This window comes from Mesorhizobium sp. LNHC232B00 (genome assembly GCF_000502435.1).
In the GTDB taxonomy this organism is placed as follows: Bacteria; Pseudomonadota; Alphaproteobacteria; order Rhizobiales; family Rhizobiaceae; genus Mesorhizobium; species Mesorhizobium opportunistum.
In genome coordinates this window covers 1-25,274 of sequence record NZ_AYWP01000052.1, presented here as the reverse complement: position 1 = coordinate 25,274, position 25,274 = coordinate 1, and the positions used below count along the sequence as shown (strand labels likewise).

Annotated in this window: 19 protein-coding genes and 4 pseudogenes; 8 read left to right on the top strand and 15 right to left on the bottom strand. The window is 60.1% G+C overall.

Features of this window, described 5'->3' with window-relative positions; all coding sequences use genetic code 11:
• Positions 1–679: 679 nt before the first annotated feature.
• The 3 genes from X743_RS1000000173090 to X743_RS1000000171665 form a co-directional block, all read right to left on the bottom strand.
• Entirely contained in the window at positions 680–970 is a 291-nt protein-coding gene (locus tag X743_RS1000000173090; RefSeq protein ID WP_023769223.1) for a DUF768 domain-containing protein, read from the bottom strand.
• Positions 967–1,827 (bottom strand): ATP-dependent DNA ligase, encoded by an 861-nt coding sequence (locus X743_RS138890; protein ID WP_023769222.1) that lies wholly within the window; start codon positions 1,825–1,827, stop codon positions 967–969. Before X743_RS138890 ends, X743_RS1000000173090 begins: the two co-directional genes overlap by 4 nt.
• Before the next feature lie 954 nt (positions 1,828–2,781).
• A complete protein-coding gene (locus X743_RS1000000171665; protein ID WP_023769219.1) occupies positions 2,782–2,919 on the bottom strand; it encodes a KTSC domain-containing protein in 138 nt (45 codons plus the stop codon).
• A gap of 461 nt (positions 2,920–3,380) precedes the next feature.
• Between X743_RS1000000171665 and X743_RS138900 the strand changes: the two genes are divergently transcribed.
• The gene (locus X743_RS138900; RefSeq protein WP_245264352.1) at positions 3,381–5,498 is read left to right on the top strand and encodes a PAS domain S-box protein; all 2,118 of its coding nucleotides are present in this window, start codon (positions 3,381–3,383) and stop codon (positions 5,496–5,498) included.
• 640 nt (positions 5,499–6,138) lie between these two features.
• Here X743_RS138900 and X743_RS1000000172570 read toward each other — a convergent pair.
• The 6 genes and pseudogenes from X743_RS1000000172570 to X743_RS1000000173815 form a co-directional block, all read right to left on the bottom strand.
• Entirely contained in the window at positions 6,139–6,471 is a 333-nt protein-coding gene (locus X743_RS1000000172570; protein ID WP_156934570.1) for a hypothetical protein, read from the bottom strand.
• Positions 6,472–6,768: 297 nt separating this feature from the next.
• Positions 6,769–8,106, bottom strand: a complete 1,338-nt coding sequence (locus X743_RS138910; protein WP_023769216.1) for an HlyD family type I secretion periplasmic adaptor subunit — start codon at positions 8,104–8,106, stop codon at positions 6,769–6,771.
• Positions 8,103–9,803: a type I secretion system permease/ATPase gene (locus tag X743_RS138915; RefSeq protein ID WP_023769215.1), complete on the bottom strand. Its 1,701-nt coding sequence runs from the start codon at positions 9,801–9,803 to the stop codon at positions 8,103–8,105. Before X743_RS138915 ends, X743_RS138910 begins: the two co-directional genes overlap by 4 nt.
• A 180-nt stretch (positions 9,804–9,983) precedes the next feature.
• Positions 9,984–12,740, bottom strand: coding sequence for a VCBS domain-containing protein (locus X743_RS138920; protein WP_245264354.1), 2,757 nt, complete (start codon positions 12,738–12,740; stop codon positions 9,984–9,986).
• Positions 12,640–13,077, bottom strand: coding sequence for a VCBS domain-containing protein (locus tag X743_RS1000000173085; RefSeq protein ID WP_023769213.1), 438 nt, complete (start codon positions 13,075–13,077; stop codon positions 12,640–12,642). Before X743_RS1000000173085 ends, X743_RS138920 begins: the two co-directional genes overlap by 101 nt.
• Before the next feature lie 217 nt (positions 13,078–13,294).
• A pseudogene (locus tag X743_RS1000000173815) lies at positions 13,295–13,747 on the bottom strand (VCBS domain-containing protein); the annotation flags it as partial.
• 1,242 nt (positions 13,748–14,989) lie between these two features.
• Here X743_RS1000000173815 and X743_RS138930 point away from each other — a divergent pair.
• The gene (locus X743_RS138930) at positions 14,990–16,942 is read left to right on the top strand and encodes a tetratricopeptide repeat protein (protein ID WP_023769211.1); all 1,953 of its coding nucleotides are present in this window, start codon (positions 14,990–14,992) and stop codon (positions 16,940–16,942) included.
• A gap of 262 nt (positions 16,943–17,204) precedes the next feature.
• Here the strand turns inward: X743_RS138930 and X743_RS01245 are convergent.
• A pseudogene (locus tag X743_RS01245) lies at positions 17,205–17,413 on the bottom strand (DUF3072 domain-containing protein).
• Between the two features lie 137 nt (positions 17,414–17,550).
• Here X743_RS01245 and X743_RS138935 point away from each other — a divergent pair.
• The 3 genes from X743_RS138935 to X743_RS1000000172565 all read left to right on the top strand — a co-directional run bounded on the left by X743_RS138935 (position 17,551) and on the right by X743_RS1000000172565 (position 18,437).
• A complete protein-coding gene (locus X743_RS138935; protein ID WP_023769209.1) occupies positions 17,551–17,808 on the top strand; it encodes a hypothetical protein in 258 nt (85 codons plus the stop codon).
• An 89-nt stretch (positions 17,809–17,897) separates the two neighbouring features.
• Positions 17,898–18,083 (top strand): hypothetical protein, encoded by a 186-nt coding sequence (locus X743_RS0137555; RefSeq protein WP_031258770.1) that lies wholly within the window; start codon positions 17,898–17,900, stop codon positions 18,081–18,083.
• Between the two features lie 198 nt (positions 18,084–18,281).
• Complete coding sequence (locus X743_RS1000000172565; protein WP_156934569.1) at positions 18,282–18,437, top strand: hypothetical protein; 156 nt, start codon at positions 18,282–18,284, stop codon at positions 18,435–18,437.
• Positions 18,438–18,764: 327 nt separating this feature from the next.
• Here X743_RS1000000172565 and X743_RS138940 read toward each other — a convergent pair whose 3' ends face one another.
• The 3 genes from X743_RS138940 to X743_RS138960 all read right to left on the bottom strand — a co-directional run bounded on the left by X743_RS138940 (position 18,765) and on the right by X743_RS138960 (position 21,519).
• The gene (locus tag X743_RS138940; RefSeq protein WP_023769207.1) at positions 18,765–19,004 is read right to left on the bottom strand and encodes a hypothetical protein; all 240 of its coding nucleotides are present in this window, start codon (positions 19,002–19,004) and stop codon (positions 18,765–18,767) included.
• 12 nt (positions 19,005–19,016) lie between these two features.
• Positions 19,017–19,757 carry a Crp/Fnr family transcriptional regulator gene (locus X743_RS138945; protein WP_023769206.1) on the bottom strand — a complete coding sequence of 247 codons (741 nt, stop codon included), beginning with the start codon at positions 19,755–19,757 and terminating at the stop codon, positions 19,017–19,019.
• Between the two features lie 1,417 nt (positions 19,758–21,174).
• A complete protein-coding gene (locus X743_RS138960) occupies positions 21,175–21,519 on the bottom strand; it encodes a hypothetical protein (protein WP_023769203.1) in 345 nt (114 codons plus the stop codon).
• A 1,047-nt stretch (positions 21,520–22,566) separates the two neighbouring features.
• Between X743_RS138960 and X743_RS1000000173075 the strand changes: the two genes are divergently transcribed.
• From X743_RS1000000173075 to X743_RS1000000173805, 3 genes and pseudogenes are all read left to right on the top strand, one after another.
• Positions 22,567–22,812 (top strand): hypothetical protein, encoded by a 246-nt coding sequence (locus X743_RS1000000173075; RefSeq protein ID WP_084018944.1) that lies wholly within the window; start codon positions 22,567–22,569, stop codon positions 22,810–22,812.
• Positions 22,806–22,993, top strand: a pseudogene (locus X743_RS1000000173810) (hypothetical protein); the annotation flags it as partial. The gene X743_RS1000000173075 and the pseudogene X743_RS1000000173810, both read left to right, overlap by 7 nt.
• Positions 22,988–23,400: pseudogene (locus X743_RS1000000173805) on the top strand (hypothetical protein); the annotation flags it as partial. The pseudogenes X743_RS1000000173810 and X743_RS1000000173805, both read left to right, overlap by 6 nt.
• Before the next feature lie 401 nt (positions 23,401–23,801).
• On the opposite strand, the gene X743_RS138990 reads toward X743_RS1000000173805, so the two are convergent.
• A complete protein-coding gene (locus tag X743_RS138990) occupies positions 23,802–24,509 on the bottom strand; it encodes an SMC-Scp complex subunit ScpB (protein ID WP_023769196.1) in 708 nt (235 codons plus the stop codon).
• 2 nt (positions 24,510–24,511) lie between these two features.
• On the bottom strand, positions 24,512–25,274 hold a 763-nt coding region (locus X743_RS138995; protein WP_023769195.1), incomplete at its 5' end, for a DUF1403 family protein.

Below are 25,274 nucleotides of genomic sequence, written 5' to 3'. Positions count from 1 at the left end.
GTATTCCACCGGATGAACTCGACCTCCTTCCCGGTGACTTGCCGCACGGCCTTCAACAGCACCTCATGAGTTCCAGCCTCATGGGGTCAAAGCGCTACCTCCCCTTCGGCTTCGGCGTGATCTCCTCGACCCGCACCTTGTCGCCGATCTCCGTTAGCGTCCGGAGGCAGGCTCGTCGAGAAAGGCCCCCGCCTTATTTAACAGCTCTCGACGAGCCGTGCGCCCCTTTCCCCCCGGACGGCCAAACGCTGGGGCAGTCTGCCTCAATTCAAGCGACTGCTCCGTTCGCGTGTTCGTTCACGCAATCAGGTGGCGCTAATGTCACATTCGATGGACGCGTACGAGCGAGCGCCCTCTTGCGTTAGGCCCTATCATCCTCGTCGGCGATCCCCTCAAACGGAGTTGCCAATGGCTAGGCCAACGATAGCTAGCGTTGCCAGATGCCTGCCGGTTTAGCGGTCGCCAACACGGCTTATGTCTTGCCTGGTCGGTGCCTTGGGTTCAGCCAAGGATCAGTTGAGCTAGTACCATAGTGAGAGCCATCGATACGGGAACGGCTATAAGGCAACACGTCTCAATGATCTTGTTTTCTCGCTTGTCCATCTTCGCCGGCTCGCGTTTTGCGTTCTCATTTTGACGTCTACGGGCAGCCTTGGGAAGCGGTTCCAGGCGGAGGCGGTCAGAGATGCCGCCGGTGCTGCATATTAGCAACACCTTGTCGAACCCTCGGGCTGCCGAGCATTAGTCTTCCTCGCAGCGGCGAAGCGTGGCGCCCCGCAATGCCCTCATGATGGTTTCGAACAAGTTCGCCAATTTCTTCATCGATCTCGTCACCAGGAATGCCTTGGGCCTCTGCTGCCTGTTTAGCCTCGGCCATATCGATAACCAGCAGCACCGGGTCGTTGATCGGCCCATCCGCCAAGTGGTCAGACATCCAATGGTAGAGAAAATCACCGCCGCGCTTGCTCATTTTTCCCTGAAATCCAGCAGCTTGGCATGGCGCAGCTTCTCCTCGCCCTTCAGGAACCGCACCCGGCCGACTAGACCAGGTTTCAGCCATTCGGCCTTGTCGCTCTTGAGCCTTACAGGCGCCGGTCCGCCTATCTTGCCTTGGACGCGGTCCCAAAGGCGCTGCCGCTTGTCTGCCTTGAAGGTAACGAAGGCGGCGCCGGCATACCGACCCTTGTCGGCCATCAGCACCATCGCAGGCTTGCCGGCTTCCCGCTGCACGCCAATGATGTCCATGTCCTTTTCGGCATAGCACTTTATCTTGCGCCAGTTCATCGTCGGGCCGCTGCGGTACGGGCTGTCCTTGCGCTTCGACACCATCCCCTCCAGGCCAGCCTGGTCGACAAGGTGATAGACAGCATCCCCCGTGCCTGGCATAGCCTCGCTGAACTGAATGCGGTCGCCGGTAGGAACAAGCTCCTGAAGGATCTCGCGACGGTCCTCTGCCGGGATGTCGCGCAGATCGTGTCCGTTCAGGTGTAGAAGATCGAATGCAACCAGATACACGTCGCGCGATGGATTGCGGCTGGTGACGGCTGACTGAAGCGCGTGGAAGTCGGACAGGCCCGCCTCATTAATGGTGATCGCCTCGCCATCGATGATGAAGTCTTCCGCCTCGATCGCCGCCGCTTCGCCTGCGAGCTGGATGTAGCGGCCCGTCCAGTCGTAGCCGTTCTTGGTGATCAGCCGGATGCCGTCTTCGTCCTTGATGACCTGGGTGCGGTAGCCATCAAACTTGATCTCGTGGAGCCAGTCATCGCCGTGCGGTGGCGTATCGACCAGTTCGGGCTCCATCGGATGGATAAACTTCAAACGCATGAAACTGACTCGCGAATCGCGACTCAATTAGAATGCGCTTAATTAGTTCCGGAAAATTTTAACGAATCGTTGACCGCGCTGTCCCATTCTAGGACGGCGCGGTCAANGGTTGAATCAACCGTTACCGCACGTGCTTTCCAGTGTGCGTTCCTGATCATTAGACTTTGACGGAACGGAGGGATGGGTATCGCGCTAAAGTAGTTCCGGGAACATTTTAGATGAACTGAAAGTTCGATGGGGATGACGAAGCTATCGGACCTCGGCCCGCCGATCCCCGGAAAGTTGCACGGCGGCGCAGACATCCCGGAACATCAGCATTTCTATCCTTGCCCATATTGCGGGCAAAAGGTTGACCAGCGCGATTTGCGCCAAGTGTTTTGGCATGAAACGCCAGGGCACGAACCGCTGGAGATGACGGGGGCGCCGAGATAATCAATCTCCCGAAGCGTGCGAAATGACAGCACCTTGTGCACCGGCGACCACCAGTTCGGCCGCCAACCAGAAGCCAGCGGCCATGAAAAGCAGAACCACAAAAGCCAGGCGGGCTGACGGAATGCCCTAGCAGAACCGCTGACCCGTGTACTGCGCACCCTCCACCCACAAGGAGAGTGCAGTCGCCGGGGAACGTCCTTTCACCTCGAAATCGCGGCCCCGATGATGTCCTGCCGCGATCCAGACCGTCTTTGACCGCTGATAGATTTTAATGCCTCGTGCGCTCGCCCAAGCGCACAGGTATGCAAAGTCTCGCTTCATGATTTCCCCACACTTCGCTAAAATCTGAACGCTAATAACTGCGGAGCGTGGAGGTATGTTCCACGAGGGCGTTCACATTTTAGCATCTGCTTACAAGGCAAACTCGCCTGCTCGGAGTTTGAATCGGCGTGGCTAACGGCAGCATCAACATAGGCGATGAGGTGGCAATCATGGCGAGCGTCCGGCAGCGGGCTTTGCCCTTTATGTCACCAGCCGAAATGCAAAGCGGTTGCGGATGTGGTCGTTGAAATAGCGGCCCTTGGCAAAGGCAGATTTGAACCCGGCAAAGCTCTCCGGCGGCACGTCCAAGAACTGGTAATGCCTGCCTTGGTGGCACATCGCCGCAAAACCGCGGCTTGGCAATGGGCATCTACACGGCCTTTCTGGATGTCGCGATGGCTCTTGGAAGCCCGGCTTTGGGATGGGCTGCCGATCGAGCAGGTTTGAGCGCCGTGTTCTTTATCAGCGCCGGTGTCACCTATTGTACAACCCCATTGCTTTGCGGTTAGCGTACAATGCGCAACGAGCCGAAAGGCGCACTGCGAGCGCAAGCCTAGAGGATGCAGCCAGCCGGTCATCCTGGGTTTCCGACCGGCAATCAGTTCTCCGAGGAGCCGGACAAGTTCTTCCGGTTCGGTCGGCTTCATCACCACCGTCCCGAGTGAGAATGCTTCATCACTCTGCTCGGGGCCTAGGCCGGAATAAACGACGAAGGGCACTCCACGGGCAGCCAGCATTCTTGCAGCCTCGACGCTCTCGCCGTCCCACAATCTGACGTCCAGGACCGCGGCGGCGGGCATGTGGTTCGCGAGAAGCGCTCCTCGGCCTTTGCAACACGACGATCCCAAGGCTGCGGTGAAGCCCCCCTCGGAAAGAGCAGTCTCCATCTCCACGGCAATCAAAGCTTCGTCGTCGACGACCAGGACGAGAGGTTTGTCCATGTGAGGCACGATTGCACGTTCGTTGATGAAACACGTGCCAAGGTGGTTTCCGTCCGAGCTCAGATTTGCATGCCGCCACAGGCTCAATCAAGAGGAGCCTCGTGGGCAGCCGCAAGGGACGAGCTACAGGAACAATTTGGCGACACCCCGCGTTACCACCCGTTGAGCAGAAAGGGGTTTTGGATGAATGAAGTGCCGCGGGCGAATGTTGTCGCGTTCAAGAACCAAGAAACATCCGATGGGGATAGCCGGAACTTCAACTACCAGGATTTCTTCGAAAACGGCGCCGTCGCCCTCCACTTGGTAAGTGCCGATGGTGTTATTCTTCATGCCAACCAGGCCGAGCTCGACCTTCTCGGGTTTCCGGCGCAGGACTATATCGGTCGCCACGTCGCGGAGTTCTATCCCGACCAGGAAGTGATCGAGGACATTTTGAACCGCGTCTCCCGTGGCGAGAAGATCGCCAGATATCCGGCGCGATTGAGAGCCCACGACGGCTCGATCAAGCACGTCGAAATTTCTTCCAGCGGGCATTTCCGCGACGGCAAGCTAATCAACACACGCTGTTTCACTGTCGATGTAACCGACCTGGAACGCACCCGCACGGAGCTCAAGCGGCAGGACAGCACCTATCACCAGGTCCTCGACAGTCTCCCGGTCGCCATCTACACGACTGACGCGGATGGGGTCATCACCTACTACAACCGAGCCGCCGCCGAAATGGCGGGCCGCGAACCCGAGATCGGCAAGGACAAGTGGTGCGTGACGTTCAAGCTGTTCACACCGGACGGCAAGGACCTTCCTCACGATGAGTGCCCCATGGCGATCGCGCTGAAGGAAAACCGCCCTGTGCGTGGCCAGCAGGCGATAGCGCAGCGCCCTGACGGATCTTTTTTCCCATTTCAGCCCTATCCGACACCGCTCCGCGATGAGACGGGCAAGCTGATCGGTGCCGTTAACATGCTGTTTGACCTCACCGACCGCCAGAATGCCGAGGAGGCCAGGCACCATTTGTCGGCAATCGTGGAATCCTCGTTCGATGCCATCGTGAGCAAGGACCTGAACACCATCATCAAGAGCTGGAATCGGGGCGCCGAACGGCTGTTCGGCTACACCGCCGAGGAAGCGATCGGCCGCTCGGTGACGATGCTGATCCCGGATGACCACCAGGACGAGGAACCCCGCATCCTCGAACGCATCCGCCGTGGGGAAGTCGTCGACACATACGAAACGATCCGTCAGCGCAAGGATGGCAGTCTGGTTCCGGTCTCGCTGACGGTATCGCCCGTGCGCAGCGCAACCGGGCAGATCATCGGCGCATCGAAGATTGCCAGGGACATCACATCGGCAAAAGAGAACGAGCAGCGCATCCGCATGCTGATGCGCGAGGTCAACCACCGGGTCAAGAACCAGTATTCCGTCATCCTTTCGATGATCAGGGAAACCAACAAGCGCGCCGAGAACCCCGCGGTGTTCGAACGGCAGGTTCGCGAGCGGATCATGGCCCTGTCACGCTCGCACGATCTGCTTGTCGCTGGCGATTGGAGAGGCGTGACCCTTTTCGAACTGCTGCTCTCGCAAGCCAAACCGTTCGGCAATGAGGGGCGGATTTCCATGTCGGGACCTTCCATCGTGCTGAGCCCCAACGCCGTCCAGTATTTCGGTATTGCCTTCCACGAACTCGCGACCAACTCAGCCAAATACGGCGTACTTTCGGGAGACAGGGGCACGATTTCGGTTCAATGGAACGCGACCGGTTCCGGGGATTCGAAGCTCTTCCACCTCGCCTGGGCCGAAACCGATGGGCCGAAGGTCCAGGCCATCGGTCAGGGCGGCTTTGGAACCGTGGTGCTGAAGCGGGTAGCGCCTGAGGCTGTCGGCGGGAAGGCCGATCTTGAGTGTGGCTCGCATGGGATCAATTGGACGCTGGAAGCGCCGCTGGCTGCCGTGGAGGCATCTGTTGTGAGCGAGGCCTAGGAACTCAGCATTCGGTGGGTAGGTAAATGGACCGTCCCCTGGGGCCTCAACTAGCGCCGCTTCCCGGACCGCCACCAGCTGTACTTCAGGATCCAGCCAGAAACCCAACCCTGCGCGAGCACAAGAAGCTCGCACTGCGCCAAGCCGAATGACCAGCATCGTGGCCGCCCCATTTTGCAGAACTTGACGCACACAACCGAAGTCGAGTTCATCCGTGGGACACTACAGGACCGGTGCTGCCGCCTGGAGATGGGTGGCGCCTCGTAACAACGGGTTTAACGTGGGGATAACCGCCAATTAAGAAAGGGGCGCTTCGTCCCATGTCATCAATTTGAATTGAATCTGCAATCACAAAATATTAGATTGACGCTGCTCAAGTATGGGTGTCCCTTCTCTGAAGAAAACGCGAAGCATCTCGCGTCGCGCAAACACCGAGAACGGGGATGGTGGCTGGAGAACCAAACGAGGTGCTGGTTAAACACGTCGAGAACCGGTGGATTGTCCGTGTCGTTGAGAGTGGCGAGTCAATGGTCGAAGTGTTCGCGACGCAGGCTCTTGCCGAGGACTACGCACACAATCATCGAAACAGACTTGGGCTTCCTGGGAAGCCGCCTGTAGAACCGGTGGGATTTCGAAACATTTAGGGCAAAACAATTGGACAAGACAGTCGATTTTGTCGAAGGACGTCTTGGATCAGCCCGGACAATCCGATTCCGGGATCTTTGTTGAACTCGTTGACCCCGAAAGAGGCCACGTTCGTCTCCACCTCACGACTGCTACTGCGGAGCTCCTTTGCGAGCGCATAGCCGATGCGCTGGAACGCCGCTACGGCGATGCCGCCCATTAAACGGCAGTTTTGATATCCACGGGAAAATGCCCCCGCACCGCGATCAATTCCCGATGGTAAGAAGAAGGTCTCGAGCGAGCGGTCCTGAGCAGGTACGACAGACAGGTGAGATTTCCAACCGGGCATTTTTACTTGCTGCGGACGTTTGGTATCGTGGCCTGTCTCTAGACTGGAAAGGTACAACGTTGTGGCCGCGCTTGCGCATTTCCAGCTCGCGATAGATCGTCATCGTCATCGTCATCTCGGCGCTGCCCGCGACCCGAAACTCGGCTCCCCGGCATTGATCCGTTTTCAGGTTGTGCGGGCTAGAAAACGGACTGAGGCGTCCAGCAGAACCGCGTCTGCTTGCGATTCGTGGCGTCCATTTCGACAAGATCAAGGATGAGACGTTGATAATGCTGAAATCGCGCCGCCCTCCTGATATTATTTCTGCCGGAAGGCAGTATGCAGCGAGGTCGACAGGGGACTGAGAATGTAATCCAACGCGGTGCGTTCCTCGGTCACGATCATCACCGAAGCCGGCATACCTGGATAGAGCTGGATCTGCGGCGCGGCGGCGAGTTCCTGCTGATCCACCGCGATGTCGGCGACATAGTAGGGAAAGCCGGTCTTGGCGTCGGTGACACGGTCCGCCGAAATGCGGGTGACGCGGCCGTGGATGACTGGTGTGGTGCGCTGCTTGTAGGAAGTGAAGCGGACCTCGGCCGTCATGTCAGCGTGCAGGCTGGAAATGTCCTCGACCTTGACCTGCGCCTGGACGATCAACGAATTTTTGGTTGGCACGATATCGAGGATGGTCTGCCCGGGGGCGACAATCGCGCCGGTCGAGAAGACGGTGAGGTCCATCACCTGGCCGTCATAGGGCGCGTGCACCTCGGCGCGGTCCACCGTGGCTTGCGCGGCGAACATCTTCGGCACCAGGTCGGCTAGGCTCGACTGGGTGTCGATCAGCATGGCCGAGAGTTTTGCGCGTCGCTCGTTGGTGAGCTGCGCAATCTGGCTTTCGAGCTCGGCCTTGCTCTGGCGGTTTCCCGCGATCTCGCCGATGGCCTGGTCGATGAGGCCCTGCAAATCGGAGGCGGAGCGGTCGAGTTCGAGGATGCGCGTGCGCGTTGTCAGCCCGGCCTTCAGCAGCTTGTTGAGGCCTATTTTTTCGTCGGTCGTCGACTTGAGCTGGGCGCGAAAAGATTCGACGCGCGCCTGCTTCCCGTCGATCTGCTCTTCAAGCTCGGCGATCCGCCTCTGCAGGATCTGCGTGGCACCCGCCATCGAGGCGCGCTGGCTCTCGAGGTCAGCAATCTGGTTGGCCATCGCGTCCTGCAGATAGGCCTGGTGTTCGGCGGTGATGTCCTTCGGAAAGGCAACCGCCTCATGGCCCTCGAGCTCCGCACGGATGCGGGCATCGGTGGCGCGCAGCAGAGCATATTGCTGGGAATAGAGATTGAACTCGGAGCGGGCGCGGGTGTCGTCAAGCACGACCAGCACATCACCTGTCTTGACGATGTCGCCGTCCTTCACCCGGATTTCCTTCACCGTGCCGCCGTCGAAATGCTGAACGCTCTTGCGGTTGCCCTCGACCTTCACAATCGCGTCCGCGAGCACCGCGCCGTTGAGCGGCGCTATCGCCGCCCAGCCGCCGAACGCGCCGAAGAAGGCAACAATGATAAGCACGCCAACCCAGACCGGTCCTCGGATCGAATCCGGGTTGCCCGCATCTTCGGCGCTGGACAAACTGCGATAGGTGGCGGCGATGTCGGTCATTGAGTTGCCACCGCCATGGGTGCCGCGCGCTGGTTGAGCAGCGCCACGATCTCGTTCCTCATGCCGAAGGCTTCGACCGCGCCATCCCGCAGAAGCAGGATCTTGTCGACATTGGCCAAAGTCGAGGGCCGGTGCGAGACAATGATGACCGTACTGCCGCGGCGCTTGAGCTCGAGCGCGCATTCGGCGAGCGCGCGGTCGCCGTCGGCATCAAGATTGGAGCTCGGCTCGTCGAGCACGATGAGGTTCGGCATACCGAATACGGCGCGGGCAAGCGCGATGCGCTGCCGGTAGCCGCCGGACAGCACCGCGCCGCCCTCCCCAATCTGCGTCTCGTAGCCTTGCTGCAGGCGGATGATCATCTCATGTACGCCGGCCAGCCGCGCGGCCTCGATCACTTCGCGGTCAACATCGGTCTTGAAGCGGCCGATGTTAGCGGCGACGGTGTCGGCAAACAGCTCGATGTCCTGCGGCAAGTAGCCGATATGGTCGCCGAGCGCCTCGCGTCCCCATTGCGTCAGATCGGCGCCGTCCAGCCTGACGGTGCCGCGGCTGGGCTGCATGATGCCGGCGAGATGCCGCGCGAGCGTCGACTTGCCGGCGCCGGAAGGACCGACAATGCCAAGCGCCTCGCCGGCATCGAGCCTGAACGAGACATCGCGCAGCAGCAGCTTCTGCAGGTTGGGAATGGCGAAGCTGAGCTGCTCGACAGCGATCTTGCCAGTGGGCTTGGGCAGGTTGAACGAGCGTTCGCCCTGTGCGCCAGCGTCGAGCAGCTTCTCGACCCTGCCAAGCGCGGCCCGCGCCAGTATCAGGCTACGCCAAAGGCCTACGATCTGCTCGACCGGTTGCAACCCCCTGCCCAGAAGGAGGCTCGCCGCGAACATCGAGCCGCCGGTGATCTGTCGCTCGATGACCAGATAGGCGCCGAGGCCGAGGATCAGCGACTGCATGGTGAGGCGCAGGAAGCGGATCAGCCCGGACATCAGTGCTGCGCGGTCGCTGGCCTGTCCCTGCCGGCGGAGCGCAAGGCCGCGGTCGCGCCCCCAGCGGCGGACTAGGCCGTCGATCATGCCCATGGCGCGGACGACTTCGGCGTTTCTCAGACTCATTTCGGTGAAATTGTAATTGGCGGTGGCAAGGTCGTTGGCTTGCTTCAGCGGCACCCGCACGATGTATTCGTTGAGCACCGCCATGGCGATGAGAAGCAGCGACGAGCCCAGCGCAAAGAAGCCAAGCCAGGGATGCAGAAGGAAGATGATGCCGATGTAGATCGGCGACCATGGCAGGTCGAACAGGGCATGGACGCCGCTGCCGGTGATCACCTGCCGGAACGTGTCGAAATCCCGGATCGGCTGGCTTTGCGAGGCGCCCAGCGACGGGGTTTCGACGGAGGCCGCAAGGATCTTGGCCGAAAGCAGCCGGTCGAGCCGCGCGCTGGCCCGCGTCAGGATGGCAGCCCGTACGAGATCGAGGCCGGCCAGCGCCAGGAAAGCCGCAAGCAAAACCAGCGTCAGCATCACCAGTGTCGTCTCGCTGCCGCTGGTGACCACCCGGTCATAGATCTGCAGCATGTAGAGCGGGGATGCGAGGTAGAGCAGATTGATGGCCAAGCTGAATGCCGCCGCAAAGAGGAAATAGCGGCGGCAAGCGCGAAGCGCTTCCCTCACGATCTTGGATTTGTTGTCGAGACTCAAACTACCTAGCGGAGAACCGCCCCCTGTTTAAACCGCATACCCGAACCGATCCTACTCCTGATCCTTCAACCGGCCACGCGATCCACCCGTAAACCTGCTGTAAACCTTAATTCGTAAGCTGAATCCGCCGCCGGCAGGGAACGAAACGAGCTCCGTGTGACCGCGGGCTCGATTCCTTCTTCACACAGCGAACTCACTTGTTCCGCCGTTGATGCCGGTCAGGGTGAATTCAGCCGGATTGTAGGTCACAACGGTGTGTCCCTGGCCGTCATCGGCGAGCTTGAAGCCGTTGGCGTCGTAGGATCCAAGCAGATGCAGAGTGGCGCCGTGCGTGCCGTCGGTCACAGTCAGAGTGCCGCCACTGCCGTCCTGGCTGGTCTGGTAGCTGACCGTCGTGCCGGTGCCGAACAGGATGTCGTTAAGATCCAGCTTGTCGTCATTGGTGATGCCGCCGATCCGCCCGCTGAAGTCGAACGAGTCGTCGAGCTCCAGCGTGCCGGCCGTATTCTGCGCGAAGGTAACATCCGTCGACGAGGCTGCGCCGAATTCCAGCTTCGACAGGTTGCCGATCGTGGCATCGCCCTCGCCGGTGACCGCGCCGTGGATGTTGATGTTGCCGCCATTCGCCCACAGCATGCCGGAATTCGCGATCCCGCCGGCGACGACCAGGCCGCCCGAGCCGGTCGCTTCCAGCGTGCCGGAATTGGCCACGACGCTGCCGCCGGTGTCGATGACCAGGGCGTTGGTGCCCGAGGCGATGATGGTGCCCCTGTTGTCGAGGCTGAGCATGCCATCCCCCAGTTGGCCGGCGCCCGAGATCGTGTTGTCGACATTGACCAGCGTGACGTCCGGACCGGTGCCTGAGATGATGTTGAAGGAACTGTCGGACAGATCGATCTGCCCGCCGCCCTGCAGCGTCACGCCGTGCTGGATGACCTGCAGCAGGGTTTCGCTGCCGGTCGAATCCAGCGAGATGGTGCCGCTGTTGTTGACGGTGCCGCTCAGCGGCAGCAGGGCGCCGTCGCCGATGGTCATCGTGCCGGTGTTGTTCACCACCGGCGTCTGGTCGAAGGCGAAGTTGCCGGCGCCGAGAGCGGAGGAATGCACGCCGTCGAGCGTGATCGACTGCCCGTCGCCGAGCGTGATTACGGCGTTACCATGCACATCGTCGACGGTATGCGCCTGGACGTCGGCAAAGCTCTGGAAGCCGGAGTAGCCGACGAGGTCGATCTGGTCGGCCGCCGCGTCGAAGCTGTGCACCGTGTCGTTGCCGATCGGCTGCGAGAAGACGAACAGATCGTTGCCGGTGGAGCCGGTGAGCACATCGTTGCCCGACCAGGCGAAGATCGGCGATCCCGGCGCGTAGGCCTCGACATTGTCGGCGATCGATGCGCTTCCGGTCGTTCCATCGGCATTGGTCCAGGTCATTGAGACATCAAGCACAGCGGCGCCGGTGAAATCGGCCGGCGTGGTGACCGTCAGCTGGTGGACGGCGTTGGACTGCACCGTCCAGGACCCGTCTGCATTTTGCGTCGCACCGTCGATCGTCCAGCCGGAAGGCACGTCCTTCACCGTAACGGTGACGGCCTGGCCGTCCGACGGGTCGGTCAGCGCGAGATTGATCGGCGCGCCTGCGGTGCCGGCGGGGGCAGCTACGCTGATCGTGACATGATGGACAATGCTGGTATTGGCGCCGTCGCTGGCCACGATGTCAACATTTCGAGCCGGGCTAGGAACGTGCGAGCCAGGTTTGGTGTCGGAATACAGGACTCCCTGCAAAATGCTTTGATATGTGCTGACCGATGCAACGCCTGTGATGGACAGGGTAACGGGATCGGCATTGTTCGCGACGCTCGACGGAAATGTTACCGTCAGCCCGGCAGCGGTGGCCGCGGCACTCGCCGCTCCACTAAGAGACAATATCTCTCTTACGCCCCCGCCACCCGCACTGTTGTCCTGTGGATTAGTCAGCGTGACTGTCAAGGACGTTAGATTCCCTGAATCGGCGTCGGCGATTGTCGCTAATGGTGTGAGCGATAGCTGCGTGACTCCGTGAGGATAGCTCGCGGTGGCATCGCTTCCCGCGCTGGCTCCGTTGAGGTCGACAACCGGGGCTTGGCCTCCGCCTGTCACATTGATCGTCGCGATGGCGGCGCTTGTGTCCGTGCCGCCATTGGCGATGCCATCACCGTCAATCAGAGTGTAGGTAACAGTCTTGGTGGCGGTTGGGCTGGTCGCGTTGGAATAGAGGATGTGGTCAGCCAAGGCCGCTGCCGCCGCTTGCGTGGCGCTGGCATTGAACGTGATGATCAGGTTCGACCCATTAGTGCCGCCCGTGAACGTTCCGATGATGGTGCCGCCATACGTAACGTTGCTGCCGCTGGTACCGATCTGGCCAGCGCCGGTGCCCTGGTTCTGGATGGTCAGTTGATCCGTCGCGGTGCCGTTTGTGGTGAAGGCGACGGTAAGCTTTCCGCCATTGAAGTCGGCCGAGTCGATGTCCGTCACTGTCGCCGAAGGCGCGATGGCGGTGGCAGCGGAACCGGCAGTGTAGCTGATGTTTGTGGAGGTTCCTGACGTTCCGCTGTTCAAATCTATGAACGGCGCGTCGTTGGTGCCGGTGATGGTGACGTCTATAGTCTGCGTGGCAGTGCCGTCGAACGACTTCACCGTCAGCGTGTCGTGCACCTGGATACCGCCTGCCAGCGCCTGAACATTGGCCTGGTTATTGGCCAGCGTGTAGCCCCAAACCCCGCTCGTCGCATTGAACGTAAAGGTGCCGTAGGTACCGGCAAGAGAGCCTGGCGTCTGAAAATGGTTCTGGCCGCTATCCACGTCATTGACGGTCAGCGTGCTGCCCGCCGTCAAGGTGACGTCCTCCGTCGCCGAGCCCGTGGCCGATGCGGTGATGGTGGCGGCGTCGTTGGTGCCGTGGATGGTGACGGTGATGGTCTGGCTGGCGGTGCCGNTTGCCGGCGCCGGCTTCGGTGACCGAGGTGTCCTCGGTGGCCGATGCGGTGATGGTGGCGGCGTCGTTGGTGCCGTGGATGGTGACGGTGATGGTCTGGCTGGCGGTGCCGTCGAGCGAGCTCACGGTGAGCGTGTCGGTCTGGGTGTCGCCGGCGTTGAGCGCTTCGGTCGCGGCCTTGCTGTTGTCGAGCGTGTAGCCCCACACCCCGGTGGCGCTGTCGAAGCTGAAGTTGCCGTAGGTGCCGGCGAGCGCGGCGGGAGCGACGGCGGCGAAATGAGCCTGGCCGGCGTCGACGTCGTGCACGGTCAGCGTGCCGCCCGCCGTGGCGTCGCCAGGCGTCGCCGCGGTCGTTGCATTGCCGGCGCCGGCTTCGGTGACCGAGGTGTCCTCGGTGGCCGATGCGGTGATGGTGGCGGCGTCGTTGGTGCCGNTTGCCGGCGCCGGCTTCGGTGACCGAGGTGTCCTCGGTGGCCGATGCGGTGATGGTGGCGGCGTCGTTGGTGCCGGTGAACTGAATGGTGGTCGTGGCCCAGCTCAAGGTGCCGTTGCCGAGTTGAATGGCGTAAGTCAGCTTGTCGGTGAGAACCTGGCCCTGCGCAAGCGACTGCAGCAGCGTGTTGATATCTGCGGTATTGTAGTGAATCGTCCCATCGCTGGCTATCCAGATACGTGCTCCGAGCAAGCTTTTGTCGGTGGTTCCGGCAAGTCCGGCGCTGTCGTTGGTGCTGGAGTATGTGGTGTCGCGGACAAGCAAGTCCGACGGCGCAGGTGTTTTGGTCGCGGTCGAAGCACTGATTGAATTGTCGATGGAGTAGAGCTGCTTCGCGGCCCCACCCAGGTCGTTCGCCAGTACATTCAGGATCAGGACGCCAGTCGAATCTTCAGAGAAGTAAAAGGCGTCGTCCGTGGCCTGCGGCGTGTTGGAGAAGGAAACAGTCGTACCGCCTGCGCCTGCAACCTGCTGAGTGGCCATCTTTTATCCCCCTGTCGGCAGACGCGGCGCATCTGCTCGTGGCCGCACGTGGCGGCCGACAATCCCATGCCGAAACCTGTATGGCGATCGGCGCTCAGTTACGTGAGGTGGGAGTGACCATTCACCAAGCCGCAACCCCTCGCTCCGGCCCGTGAACAGCCCGGACAAAGGTGGCGATCCACAGACAGGTGGTGCTCAATGATGACAGCTACTACGGCTATGATCGCCGCCTTGCGTTCCCCAACCCCAGTAGCGCCATGACTCGTTGTTGCCGGTCGAGAGATGTTCACGCTACCCTTATATTAGGACATTATTAACTCTGCAGAAGCGTGCGTCAACGTCCAATCGACTGAAGGGTTAATGACAGTATTCGTACCCGTACGCGAATGCTTCTAACTCGCCCTTCGGGACCTGACCCATCGGCCCTACGACAGGATGCGCTCCGAGGCGCCATCTTGATTCATCGGGAAACGAACGCCCTTGAACGCTCGCTTCCGGCACAACCAGAATTTCCAGTTCGACGGCCCCAATGTCCGCTTTCGGGGAATGGGAATATGGCCCTGCGGGACGGGAATGCGGCGTGAGGCAGACCCGCCGATTTGCACGCCATAGCACGCTGCAGCCCCGTGCGTGGCCGAACAGGATTTACTTCCGGAGCAAGGAGGTATCTGATCAGCCAATGGTCAGAAAGAGCATAGAACGATCGAAGTATCTATGCGCACACGACGACGGAGGTCGAAAGTTCCCCCAAAACTGGAGTGCGCCCCTCGGGCCGGACAGGTTGAACAAGCAGAATTGACTTGGAAGCCGGGCTTTCGAAACGTTTAAACTCGATGCTGTGCGTGCGATAAGTCACCATGGGCTTCCATCCTACGGTCGATTTTTTGCACTTTTGCGGCTTTCGAGAGAGTGTCTCTGCTGTCTGGAAAAGTACCGTCACGCACCTCTGCAATCCGTTGTCGACCATGCCACTTTAAAGGCACAAACCATAAACACTGCGGTCGAGCTGCAAGCCGACTAAGTGGCGATTGGAAATCAACGATCACTCGCATGTTCCGAAATGGCCGCATTGGGGCCGGAAGCGGACTTGCGGCTTGGAGGCTTGGAATGTGAGAAGCGGACGTTCAGGCGCCCCCATGCATCGACGCGATCTGACCCATCTCGTAAGTCGGGCCGGATAGACTCCAGGCCAGATGACCAATACAATCCCAGGTGCCGGGTTTCTGAAAGTATTCAACCCACATGGCCGAGATTCGAACCCAACGCCGCCTTGCCGCAATTCTGGCTGCTGATGTCGTTGGCTTTTCGCGCCTCATGGAGCACGACGAGGCTGGCACACTGGCCGCTCTCAAAGCGCGGCGGCGCGATGTTCTAGTTCCATTGGTGGCCCAGCACCACGGCCGCGTGGTCAAGGTGATGGGCGACGGTGTGCTGGTGGAATTTGGCAGTGCGGTTGATGCCGTCCAATGCGCCGTCGAATTACAAAAGGGTTTCACCGAGGCCAACGAGAGCGTGGCGAAGGCCTACCGCATCGTCCTGCGTATCGGCATCAATCTGGGCGACGTCATCGTCGAGGGCAGCGAGCTCTATGGCGACGGTGTCAACGTGGCAGCCCGGCTGGAGGGTCTGGCTGAGCCCGGCAGCATCTACGTCTCCGCCACCGTGCACGATCATGTCACCGGCAAGCTGACATTGGCGTTCGATGATCTCGGCGAGCACGCGCTCAAGAATATCGCAAAGCCGGTGCAGGTTTACCGCGCTGGAACCGGCGGGACCGGCAAACGCGCGGTGCAACCGGTGCCTCAACTCCCGGATAAACCCTCGATCGCGGTTCTGCCCTTCGTCAACATGAGCGGCGACCCGGAGCAGGAATATTTCTCCGACGGCATCACCGAGGACATTATCACCGACCTTTCGAAAGCGTCGGGACTCTCCGTCGTGGCGCGCAATACCGTCTTTACCTTCAAGGGCAAGGCGGTATTGATCGAGGAGGTGGCGAAGAAGCTGAATGTCGCCTACGTCCTGGAAGGAAGTGTACGCAAGGCTGGAGGGCGAGTGCGTATCACGGCTCAGCTAATCAATGGTCGTGGCGGTGACCATATCTGGGCCGAGCGGTATGACCGGACGCTGGACGATATCTTTGCCCTTCAGGACGAGATATCCAAAAGCATTGTCGACGTGCTCAAAGTGAAGCTGTTGCCCGAAGAACTGGCGACAATTACAAACCGCTCGACCGACAACCTAGAGGCTTACGAGACGCTGTTGATGGGCAGGTCGTTCCTCAATAGGGGAATCGAGACCAAGTTTATCAAAACAGCGCAGCGACTGTTTGCCAGAGCTGTTGAAATTGACCCAAATTATGCGCGCGCTTATGCCGCTTTGGCTGATTGTGAGTGGCTTCTGTTGACTTGCAACGATCCCGACGCCAGCTTCGAGGCAGTCCTTTCCAACAGCACACGGGCGCTGGAACTTGAGCCAGGTCTCGCCGACGCCCACGCATCACGCGGCGGGGCCTTGTTCGTAAATGGCCGGTATGCCGAGGCGGAAGTGGAGTTCGAGCGAGCTTTAGAGTTAGACGCCAGTTCTTCCGATACCTATTTCTCTTACGGCCGGAATTGTTTCATTCAAGGTCAATACGAGAAAGCTGCCGCGCTGTACCAGCGTGCCGTATCGTTGTCACCCGATGACTATCGGGTCTGGACCAATCTAAATATGGTCTATGTTTCACTTGGCCGCAGCGACGACGCCAAGGAAGCAGCAAGGCAAGTTGTGCTGGGAGTGGAAAAGGAAGTCAAAGCGCATCCCGATAATGCCACCGCGCTATGTTACGGCGCCTCAATGCTGGCGGAAATTGGCGAGATTGAACGCGCGCTGTCGTGGGTCTCCCGTGCTGAAATGTTCGCCGGAGACAACATTGCGGTTCAGTACAACATAGGCTGTTTTTATGCGAGGCAGGGCAAGGCGGAACAGGCTATCGATTGCCTGGAACGTCAGCTAACTGCATCACATGCCTACCTCATTTTACGCATGCCTTGGATGCGCCAGGATAGCGACCTCGACTCGCTCCGCTCTCATCCCCGTTATGTCGCGCTTGTCAATCGGATGGGGGCCCAAATAGCCGCGACTGGGGCTCGAATATCAGCAGGCCACGAGCAGAGTGAAGCAACAACCCTGAATATGAAGCCCAGAAAATGAGCTGGTTGAGGCAAGTCCGTTCCTGGCGCAACTACGCCCTCAAGCGCGGTCGCCGGTAATGTCCGCTGTCAGGTGGTGGCACAACTAACTTTAACGGCCGACATGAGGCGCTAAGCGGACAATCGCTTAATCCCAGCCCTGCTAAATCGAGCCGGCCATTCGCAGGCTGCAGGCGGGAGGCCATACTTCGGAAAGCCATCTGCGGCCGCGACGGGCATTTGTGACCGTCCTTGACCACACATTTCAACCCAGAGCGGCGCCATCAAAGCTTCAGCTTCGCCCTTAGCGCATCAATTCGCTTGGAGGCCTCTGCTTTGCTAAAATCTTCGGCGTAATTTTGTCGTCGTCCGCCTGTTCGCACAATGTTTTGAGGTAGGAAGCCTGCGACGGAGTCATTGGCTCGTCACCAGTCGTCCACTCGTCAGGATCCTTCTTGATCTCGTCGCTTTTTGCACGGTCTGAGGCTTGCATTTCGTTCTCCTCATTCGGAACGACAGAACGCGTTTGATCTGCTTTTGTTCCTGTTCTAAGCCGCCGTATGCATTTGGCAGGCTAGGAACGAGGTAGGCCGCCAGGAAACATTTCTCCGGGTTTGTGATTAGGAGCGCATGGCCCGCTTCTTCTTCGATCTAACCGACAACGGAACCTCATTCCCGGACACGGAAGGCACCGACCTTCCAAGCCTAGAAGCTGCCGAAGACGAGGCGGCAAGGGCGCTGCTCGAAATAGCTCGAGACAACATGCCCGATGGCGCGTACCGCCAAGTCGTATTGCATGTTCATGACGGTACGAGCGCCCCAGTTTTTGTTGTAAAGGTCACGTTCGAGCTAATGCGCAACGGGTCTCTACCTGCCCGATCAGTCTGATTCCGTACAAGCATTTATTATTGAAAGATGGCCTTCAGCGGGCTTACAAATTCGGCTTGACCATTACTTTCAGGGGAGGCTGCGCTGGATTGCGTGAAGCCAAATGGCTTGCTCACCCTAGCGTTGAATTGGTCGAAGCCTGCGGAGAATGGCAGGTCCATGTAGTCGAAGACGGGCAGGAAAAATCCCTTTCATTCGACCTTAAGGCCTTCGCAGTCGCCTTTGCTGAAGGCCAGCGAATACGCCTGCATCTCGACAAGATCGTGCGACTGTAACGGCGATGGAGAGGCCACCAGATTTGCGCCCTTTTGGCCGCTACCAGTCCCGCCAATGGAGTGTGCTGTCCGCTGCCGCGAGGTCGACCACTGCCCAGCATAGACGTTCCATCACTCCATACGATGCCCAGGATTCCTGAGTGCGAAGAGGGAACTCTTCCAGCATCTCGAAGTTCGGGCTCGCACAGGAGAACCGAGATGCCCATCAATACAGCTGCCAACGACAATCGTCTTGCGAGCAAGAGGCCGGTCAAGGCGACCGAAGCCACGCTTAAAAATCAAATAGAAGAGGCCAGAGCGCGGCTTAGATACAAAATGGCACGGCGGGCGATGAAACTTAAGGCGAGACACTGAGATGCCGTGGTCGAGCGATGATAGGCGTAACGAGCAGGCAACAGCGGCTGCGGCACTTATTGTAGAAAAAGAAAGGGCCGAACGCGTTGCCAAAACTGCGCGGTTGAAAGAAGCCCGTCTGGCACAGGAACCAACCGTGCCATCGCCGATGAGGCGCAACTCAAAAGCTACGAAGAAGGTGCGCCGGATTTTTGTGGCAGGCTAGGAGGTGCATGACTCGCAATCACAACCGCCCAGCAGGAGCGCAGGTGGCTGCCTGTTGGCAGGCCCAACGATGCCTATGGCGGCTTCACGCGCTCGCACGACCTAGAATGAAACGGGGTAACCTCAAAGCCCGCTCAGCTTCTTCTGAAGGGTGATGCTCAAGCTAAGCAGCCGTTCACCAGTCTCGTCCCTGACAAAGATCGCTAATTGCTGGCCATCGAGGTCCTTAAGGAATTCTCGCGCCAAATCTCTGAGCCCCTCCATGCCCTCTCGGCATGCTGCCTCTATCCCATCACATTCGATCCCCTCATCATCTTTCATGACCTCGTCGCGGACACTGCTGTCAAAGAAATATCTCGCCATGGAACACCTCTATTACCACAACGCTTCAGCGGCCCTTTGGTGCAGATAGGTGCCATCAAAATCCCCGGCGCGAACGAGCCCAGCCCAGTCGGTTGCATGAAAACGCGAGCCCACAGTGGATATCAGACCGTCGCGTCTAAGATCCTGAAGGATTCGGTTGACGTGCACGGTGGAAAGGCCAAGCGCATCGCCAAGCGCAGCCTGCGTTATCGGAAGGCGGGCCACATGATCTTCGATGCGGCCGACCGCGCGGAGGCGGACAATGAGTTCGCACAAAATGTGAGCCATGCGAGCATAGCCGTCGCGTCTTCCGACGTTGGTGACCCACTCTCGATAGATCGCCGCGTCAACTACTGTCGAGCGCCAAAGGACGGTCGTTATCGAAGGATGCTGGTCGCAAATAGCGCGAAGAGCGTCATGCCTCATGAAGCCCACCTGAGAGGCCATCAGAGGCGTAAAACTGCAATCCATAACGGACAGGTGCAGTCCATGAAGGTCGGGAATGTCGCCGGGAACAAAAAAGGAGGTGATTTGGCGTTTGCCGTCGCCTGTCATTTTTGTCGACCCTATCAAGCCGTCCAGAACAACAAACGAAAGCGTCGGACGGTCGCCCTCGCGCAGAATGTCTGCGTTGGCCTGATATTCCTTCTCCTGAATTGCCACGTTTCCCAAGATCGCAGTGTCTGATGGTCCGAGGTCAGAGATCGTCTGGAGCTTGCGGATCAAAATGTTTGAGGAGGGAATTTTTGTCATCAAGAACCTGATTGGGTTGGTGCCCAACTTACAGTGGGCACTAATGTTCCCCCGCTGCCCAGCCCGAAGAGAGGACAGCCAGTGGTCGGCATTACGACCCTAACGGGAGCTGGACGGTGTTCGACGTGTTTACCGGGCAGCCAGCGGATGCATGGGGGGCACCGGCAGAATACCTTAATCAGGGCTACGCCGAGGATTTGGCAGCCCTCCTGAATTCAGAAGACCTCAAGCGTCGTTTGTCGCAAGGGAGAGTCGCCTGATGGCAGACACCGACAGGTCCGGCGCGGGTCAGTTCCGGCTGCCAGTAGATATTCCGGTTCAGTACCTATGCATCCGGGAATGGGGACCGAGCGCAAACGCATGCCGTGGCCACTCTGTATTTTTAGGCAGACTCGAGGTGCATGACTATCATAGGTGATTGTGCCTGCGGGTGACGCTGCGTAATGGACAGCTCACAGTAGCTTCCGAGAGAGGACCGTATGTTGTATCCGGGTCGATTTTTGGGGCCGAGCGATATCGTGAAGCTTGCCCACGTGTGTGAGACGGTCTGCAATGAGCGCGGCGTAGCGCTTGCTTCGCAGAACGGAGAGCGCATAGCTGCACACGTACTCCGGCTTTTTATGAATGGCATGACCGCGGAGAGCGAACTGCTCGACGCTGAGAGGAACTGGGCTAGGCGGCCTGACCTGTCGCGACAGGAAATTCCTGCCAACTACGCGGACATGAGGAACGCCGCGTGACTCGTACTCCTCAAATGAGGGGTAGCGGTCTCTTGTGTCGCCACCATGAGCGAAAGGGCCGTGTCCCTTGAAGACCTTGGAGTCGAGGCCATCAGCGTCGCTGGCCTTGCCACCACAGGCGTTTGCCAGCGAAGGCTCCATCTACTGGAACCGGAGTTGTCAGTCGGTTGAGAGTAGGTGCCCGCCGCTCTCGCGAAATGGCGGGCACTGTGTTGCCGGAGCCGCCCATGCAGTTTGGTGAGATCGTCGCGAATTTGTGCGCAACCGTTTTCCTACTGAGCCTTGCGGCAATCGTGTTCCTACTGTTCGGGAAACCGATTTGGCCGGAACGGATGGGCCTCATGGTGATTGTCCGATTGTCCTGCCTGCGGATGCAATGCAAACCGGTGCCGTCAAGACCATGCATCTGATTTGCCACACAGTGTTGATGTCAAAGTCGCTCAGCCGCGACCGGTTGGCCGCTGACGGAGATTTCCATGGTCGGTGGCAGTGAAAGCAGGAGGACGAAGCTGGATCGGCTCGCCTCGTCCGTCCCAAAGCATGAATTCGAATTTCTGATGAAGCTTGGCAAAATCACCCGCGAGGAAACGATCTGGCGCGCAACGCCGCTCGGCGAGCTTAACCGAGCCGTTGCTGCGCGGGATTTCCTAGCGCGTCAGGTCCAATGTCCGACCTTGTCAGTACGGGCAAACCCGAACGCGTTCCTGCACCCGGTGGTGATGACGCCAATGCCTCACCCACCTCACGTGGCAACGGCCATAGTGCCGATGCCGGTAGTAGTAGCGATGCGGGTAGCGGGCAACGTAGCCGGGATAGTAATCGCGATAGCGGGGGCCGTAATAGCGGCCGCCATAGTCGTAAAACGGGCCGCCGCCGTAGAAGGGGCCACCGCCGAATGGGCCGATGCCGCCGAACGGACCAAAAAAGCCCATGCCGGGGCCGAAGAACTGCGCATCCGCAGGCATGACCGTGACTGCGGCCGAGGCGACGGCAATCACCGAAGCAAGTAGCAGGTTTCTCATAGCAACCTCCCAGAGAGCCGATCACCCAGTAAACCTCCGCAGGGGCCGTATGTTCCCAATCGCTAATATTCTCTGCGCGCCATCTGCAAGTAACCTTCGTCAGGAGAGCATACTTTGAACCACTCCGCTGGCTTCATAACGCCCGTCGCTCCAGGAACCCGACTCAGCCGTTACGCCTCTGTCTTTGAGCATTTTAGACGATTGCATCCTGACCGTTGTTTGTCAGGAATGACAGAGAGGCAGGCTTGCCACTGGCCGTGATGCCACCTGAGCGAAGTCCGAAGCTGTTCAAAGCGGGGCCGCTCCGGGCCGCTCCGGGTGCACCGTCGCAGAACCCGAAGGGATGATGCCCGGCTTGCCTCGATGGCGGAGTGGGATTCGGCTCTTCAGCCGAGGCGTCTGAAGAATGTCCGACCTGCAACATCCTAAGCAATTGGGACCGAAGTCCGATGTCGCCGTAGCCATTGGTCCCAGCGCGCAACAAACACCCGCCGAGCGCATTTGCCATACGGACTGGCGACCATGAGTCCCTTCGTCGTCAGTTTGGTCGAACACCCGCCGCATCGGCGGCGGGTGTTCATTTGCCACGGAGCGAGCGATGCAGATCGGCGAAATTATCGCAAACCTATTAGCCGCCGTTCTGTTGATATGCGCGATCGCAGCCATATTCCTCGTAGCCGGAAAGCCGCTATGGCCAATTCGCGAGGCCAAGATGGTCATAGTGCTGCCACCGGACGCAATCGCGACGGCTTCCATCAGCGCGCCGACGCATCCCCCTCTGCCCGATAGAGTCGATACCAGAATCGTGCAACCCAGACCCCGACAGCACTGATTGCTGTAGGCTTGGCTTGCGGGGTTCTTCTCTTTCGACGTCGGAGTTGATTCACGGTCTCCCCCAAAAATTCAAAGGCATTTCGTCGGCGAAGAGCAGAATGCCTGTCGCGTCGCCTGACAGGGAACAAACCTGAATCTGGAGAGTTAATAGAGCCATTCAGCGGGCGACAACCCAAATGCGGCCGCCGTTTTGGCTGGCAGGAGCACCACTGCGTGTTTCCGGTCGACCTGCTCGCGGTCAGCCGGAAGTTGGTTGACGAGGGCGTGCCCCCGACATCGTACCACCGGGTAGGCTTTCGTGATCGGGACCTGCATTTCGCCTTTGGCGTGATTGCGAAACACGGCGACCGCAGCGATCTTGGCAGGCTGCGGCGTGTAACTGCAGATCACCCGTTTGCACAAAAGGCCGTTGAGGTCATCCGCGCAATCGAGACATCTGCAGCCGCCGCCAGCGGATAGAGGCTATGGCCGAGCCAGGCGGAGTCTGCATCTCCGGAACCGCATTCGATCATGCCGTCCACAAGGTGGATGTCGGCTTTGCCGTCTTGGCGAACAGCGCCTCAAGAACATCGCCGATCGGGTTCGCGCGTATCGGCTTCTGCTGGATCCCGCAGCCTCGGGCAAGGTAGTAGCTGAGCGCCTGCTGCGCGCTGCGGCCCACGATGCGCTGCAGCGCTTCGTCTGCTGTACCAACAAGGTCGGCGCGAACATGGTCCCGGCGCTGTTCGATCCCGCCGAGGTCGCCGGCCGGCGGCTCAGCGACGTGCGCATCTATTATTCGCGCCGGACCGGACCAGTGAAGCGCAGCCAACGTCACAAAGCATCGCGAACGGCTCCACGGCATCGTGGACCTCACAGGTGTGCCCGAACCGCAGTTGCATGCGAAGTTTCTGGCCTGGGACTCCGACCACGTCGTCGTCAGCAGTCTGAATTGGGGGTCCCAGTCAGGACTCGAGGACAACCCGCTCGATGAAATCGGCCTCTATCTTGAGGGTACCCAAGTTGGCGACGTGGTTGCTCGAGACCTTCGAGCGTGAACTCGAATGAGATGGGCGCGGCGCTCTGCTATTTCAGGCGTGCCGTATCCTCGTAGTTGGGGAGCTGGCTGCAGCCCAGAAAACGGCGATTGGCGGTTCCGGTCCGCTCGACCAAGTAACCGGCCCGACACCCCGGACACTGGCGCAGAAGGTCGCCGGCGACAGTCTCGAAGCGGAGGTTGTCACCAGCGATCTCGGAGAGCTCTCGGATGTATCGGGATGGTTCCCGGGCGTTCCCCATCGTGGAAGCTTGCGGATTTGGCTATCACGGCCGAACTTCGGGGCATCCTGTTTTCCTCGCTGCGCCACGCAGGCGGCACCAACCTAGTGGTCTTTCCGGCCAATCGTTCGGCTGAGGGCATGACTCGGGCAACGCCCGATCAAAATACCTGGTCCTCAAGATTATGGCCCCTAGCCTTCTCCCTCTTCGGCGCCCCTCTCCCCAACAAGCCCCACCGGAATATCTCCCGCCAGCAGCTTCTCCTTCGACAGCAGGCCAGCATCCTCGAGCGCCTCGAAATCCGGCAGCTGGCGCAGCGTGTCGAGCCCGAACTGCGACAGGAAGTTTTTCGTGGTCACATAGGTATAGGGCGCCCCTGGCTGCGGCGAGCGCGGCCCCGAGGCGATCAGGTCTTGCGCGCGCAGCACGCCGATCAGGTCACGCGACACCTCCTTGCCGAAAAAGCTCGACAGCTCGCCCCGGGTGATCGGCTGGAAATAGGCGATGCACATCAGCACGAGCGCCTCCGCCTGCGACAGTTCTTTTGCCTCTTTTGCCTCTTTTGCCCCCTCGCCCGCTGCCGTGCCGAAGGCGGCGCGGATGGCGTCGCCAAAAATCTTCTTGGTCCGGTGCTGCCAGCCGCCGGCGACCGCGACCAGCTCGTAGGGGCGCCCGGCGAGCTCGGCGCGAATGTCGTCGATGATCAGCTCGATGTTGCAGTTTCTTCCCACCACCCGCGCGAGGACACTGCGTGTCACCGGTTCATTTGCCGCAAAGATCACCGCTTCGACGCGGCCCATCCATTCGCGCCAGCGCAGCTCTGGCGGCAGGTGGTCCAATTCGGTGTCGAGCAGCACAGGCTGTTCGTTCGGCTTGCGGCGGGCGAAGGGTTCGTTCATCGCTACAGCCCAAACAGCCGGAAGCTGGTGCGGCCAGAGAGCTCGCGCACGGCATCCGATTGCTGCAGCCGCTCGAACAAGCGCCGCGCCGCAAAACGGGACAGGTTTTTGGTCGTCAGCGAACCGGAGACGGCGTCTTCACTGAGCAGCAGAAAGATTACGTCGCCAGCGCCTTTCGCGCGCAGCTTTGGCGCTACCGCCAGGAGTCTTTCGGCGCGGCGCGACAACTCGGCAGCCAGCCGGCAGGACTCCGCCGCCGCTTGTACCAGCGCAACGCAGACGGCGCGCTCAAAACGGTTTTCGCCGGGTCGGATGCGCTTGCCGCCGGCCTCGCCGCGGAAGGCCGGGCCAAAGGCTTGCGCCATCAGCAGCGGCAGCGGCCGCGGCCAGCGCAGGTTCTTTGCCAGCACCAGGTCGGCCAGCCACCAGGCCAAAAGCTCGGCATCGGGGCGCATGGCCACGACCTCAGCGGCGATCGCCGCGGCAGCGAACGGGGCCGGCCGCCGCGACTCTGCTAGGGTATCGACCTCCACGCAAAGCGCGGCGATCGCTGCGCCGTCCCAATGGAGGCCAAGCTGGTCGAGTATCTTCCCGAGCCGGTCAGGGGTAGCGACGGGCGGCTCCCCGGCCAACTGCCGCCAGGCGCCAAAGATGGTGCCGGCGGGTCCGGGGTCGGACCCGGCTTGGCGCAGATACCAGGCGTCGCGTAGGGCGGCCCCGTCCTCGGCGCGGCCGGCGAGCCGCATGCTGGCGGCGGCGCAGCGA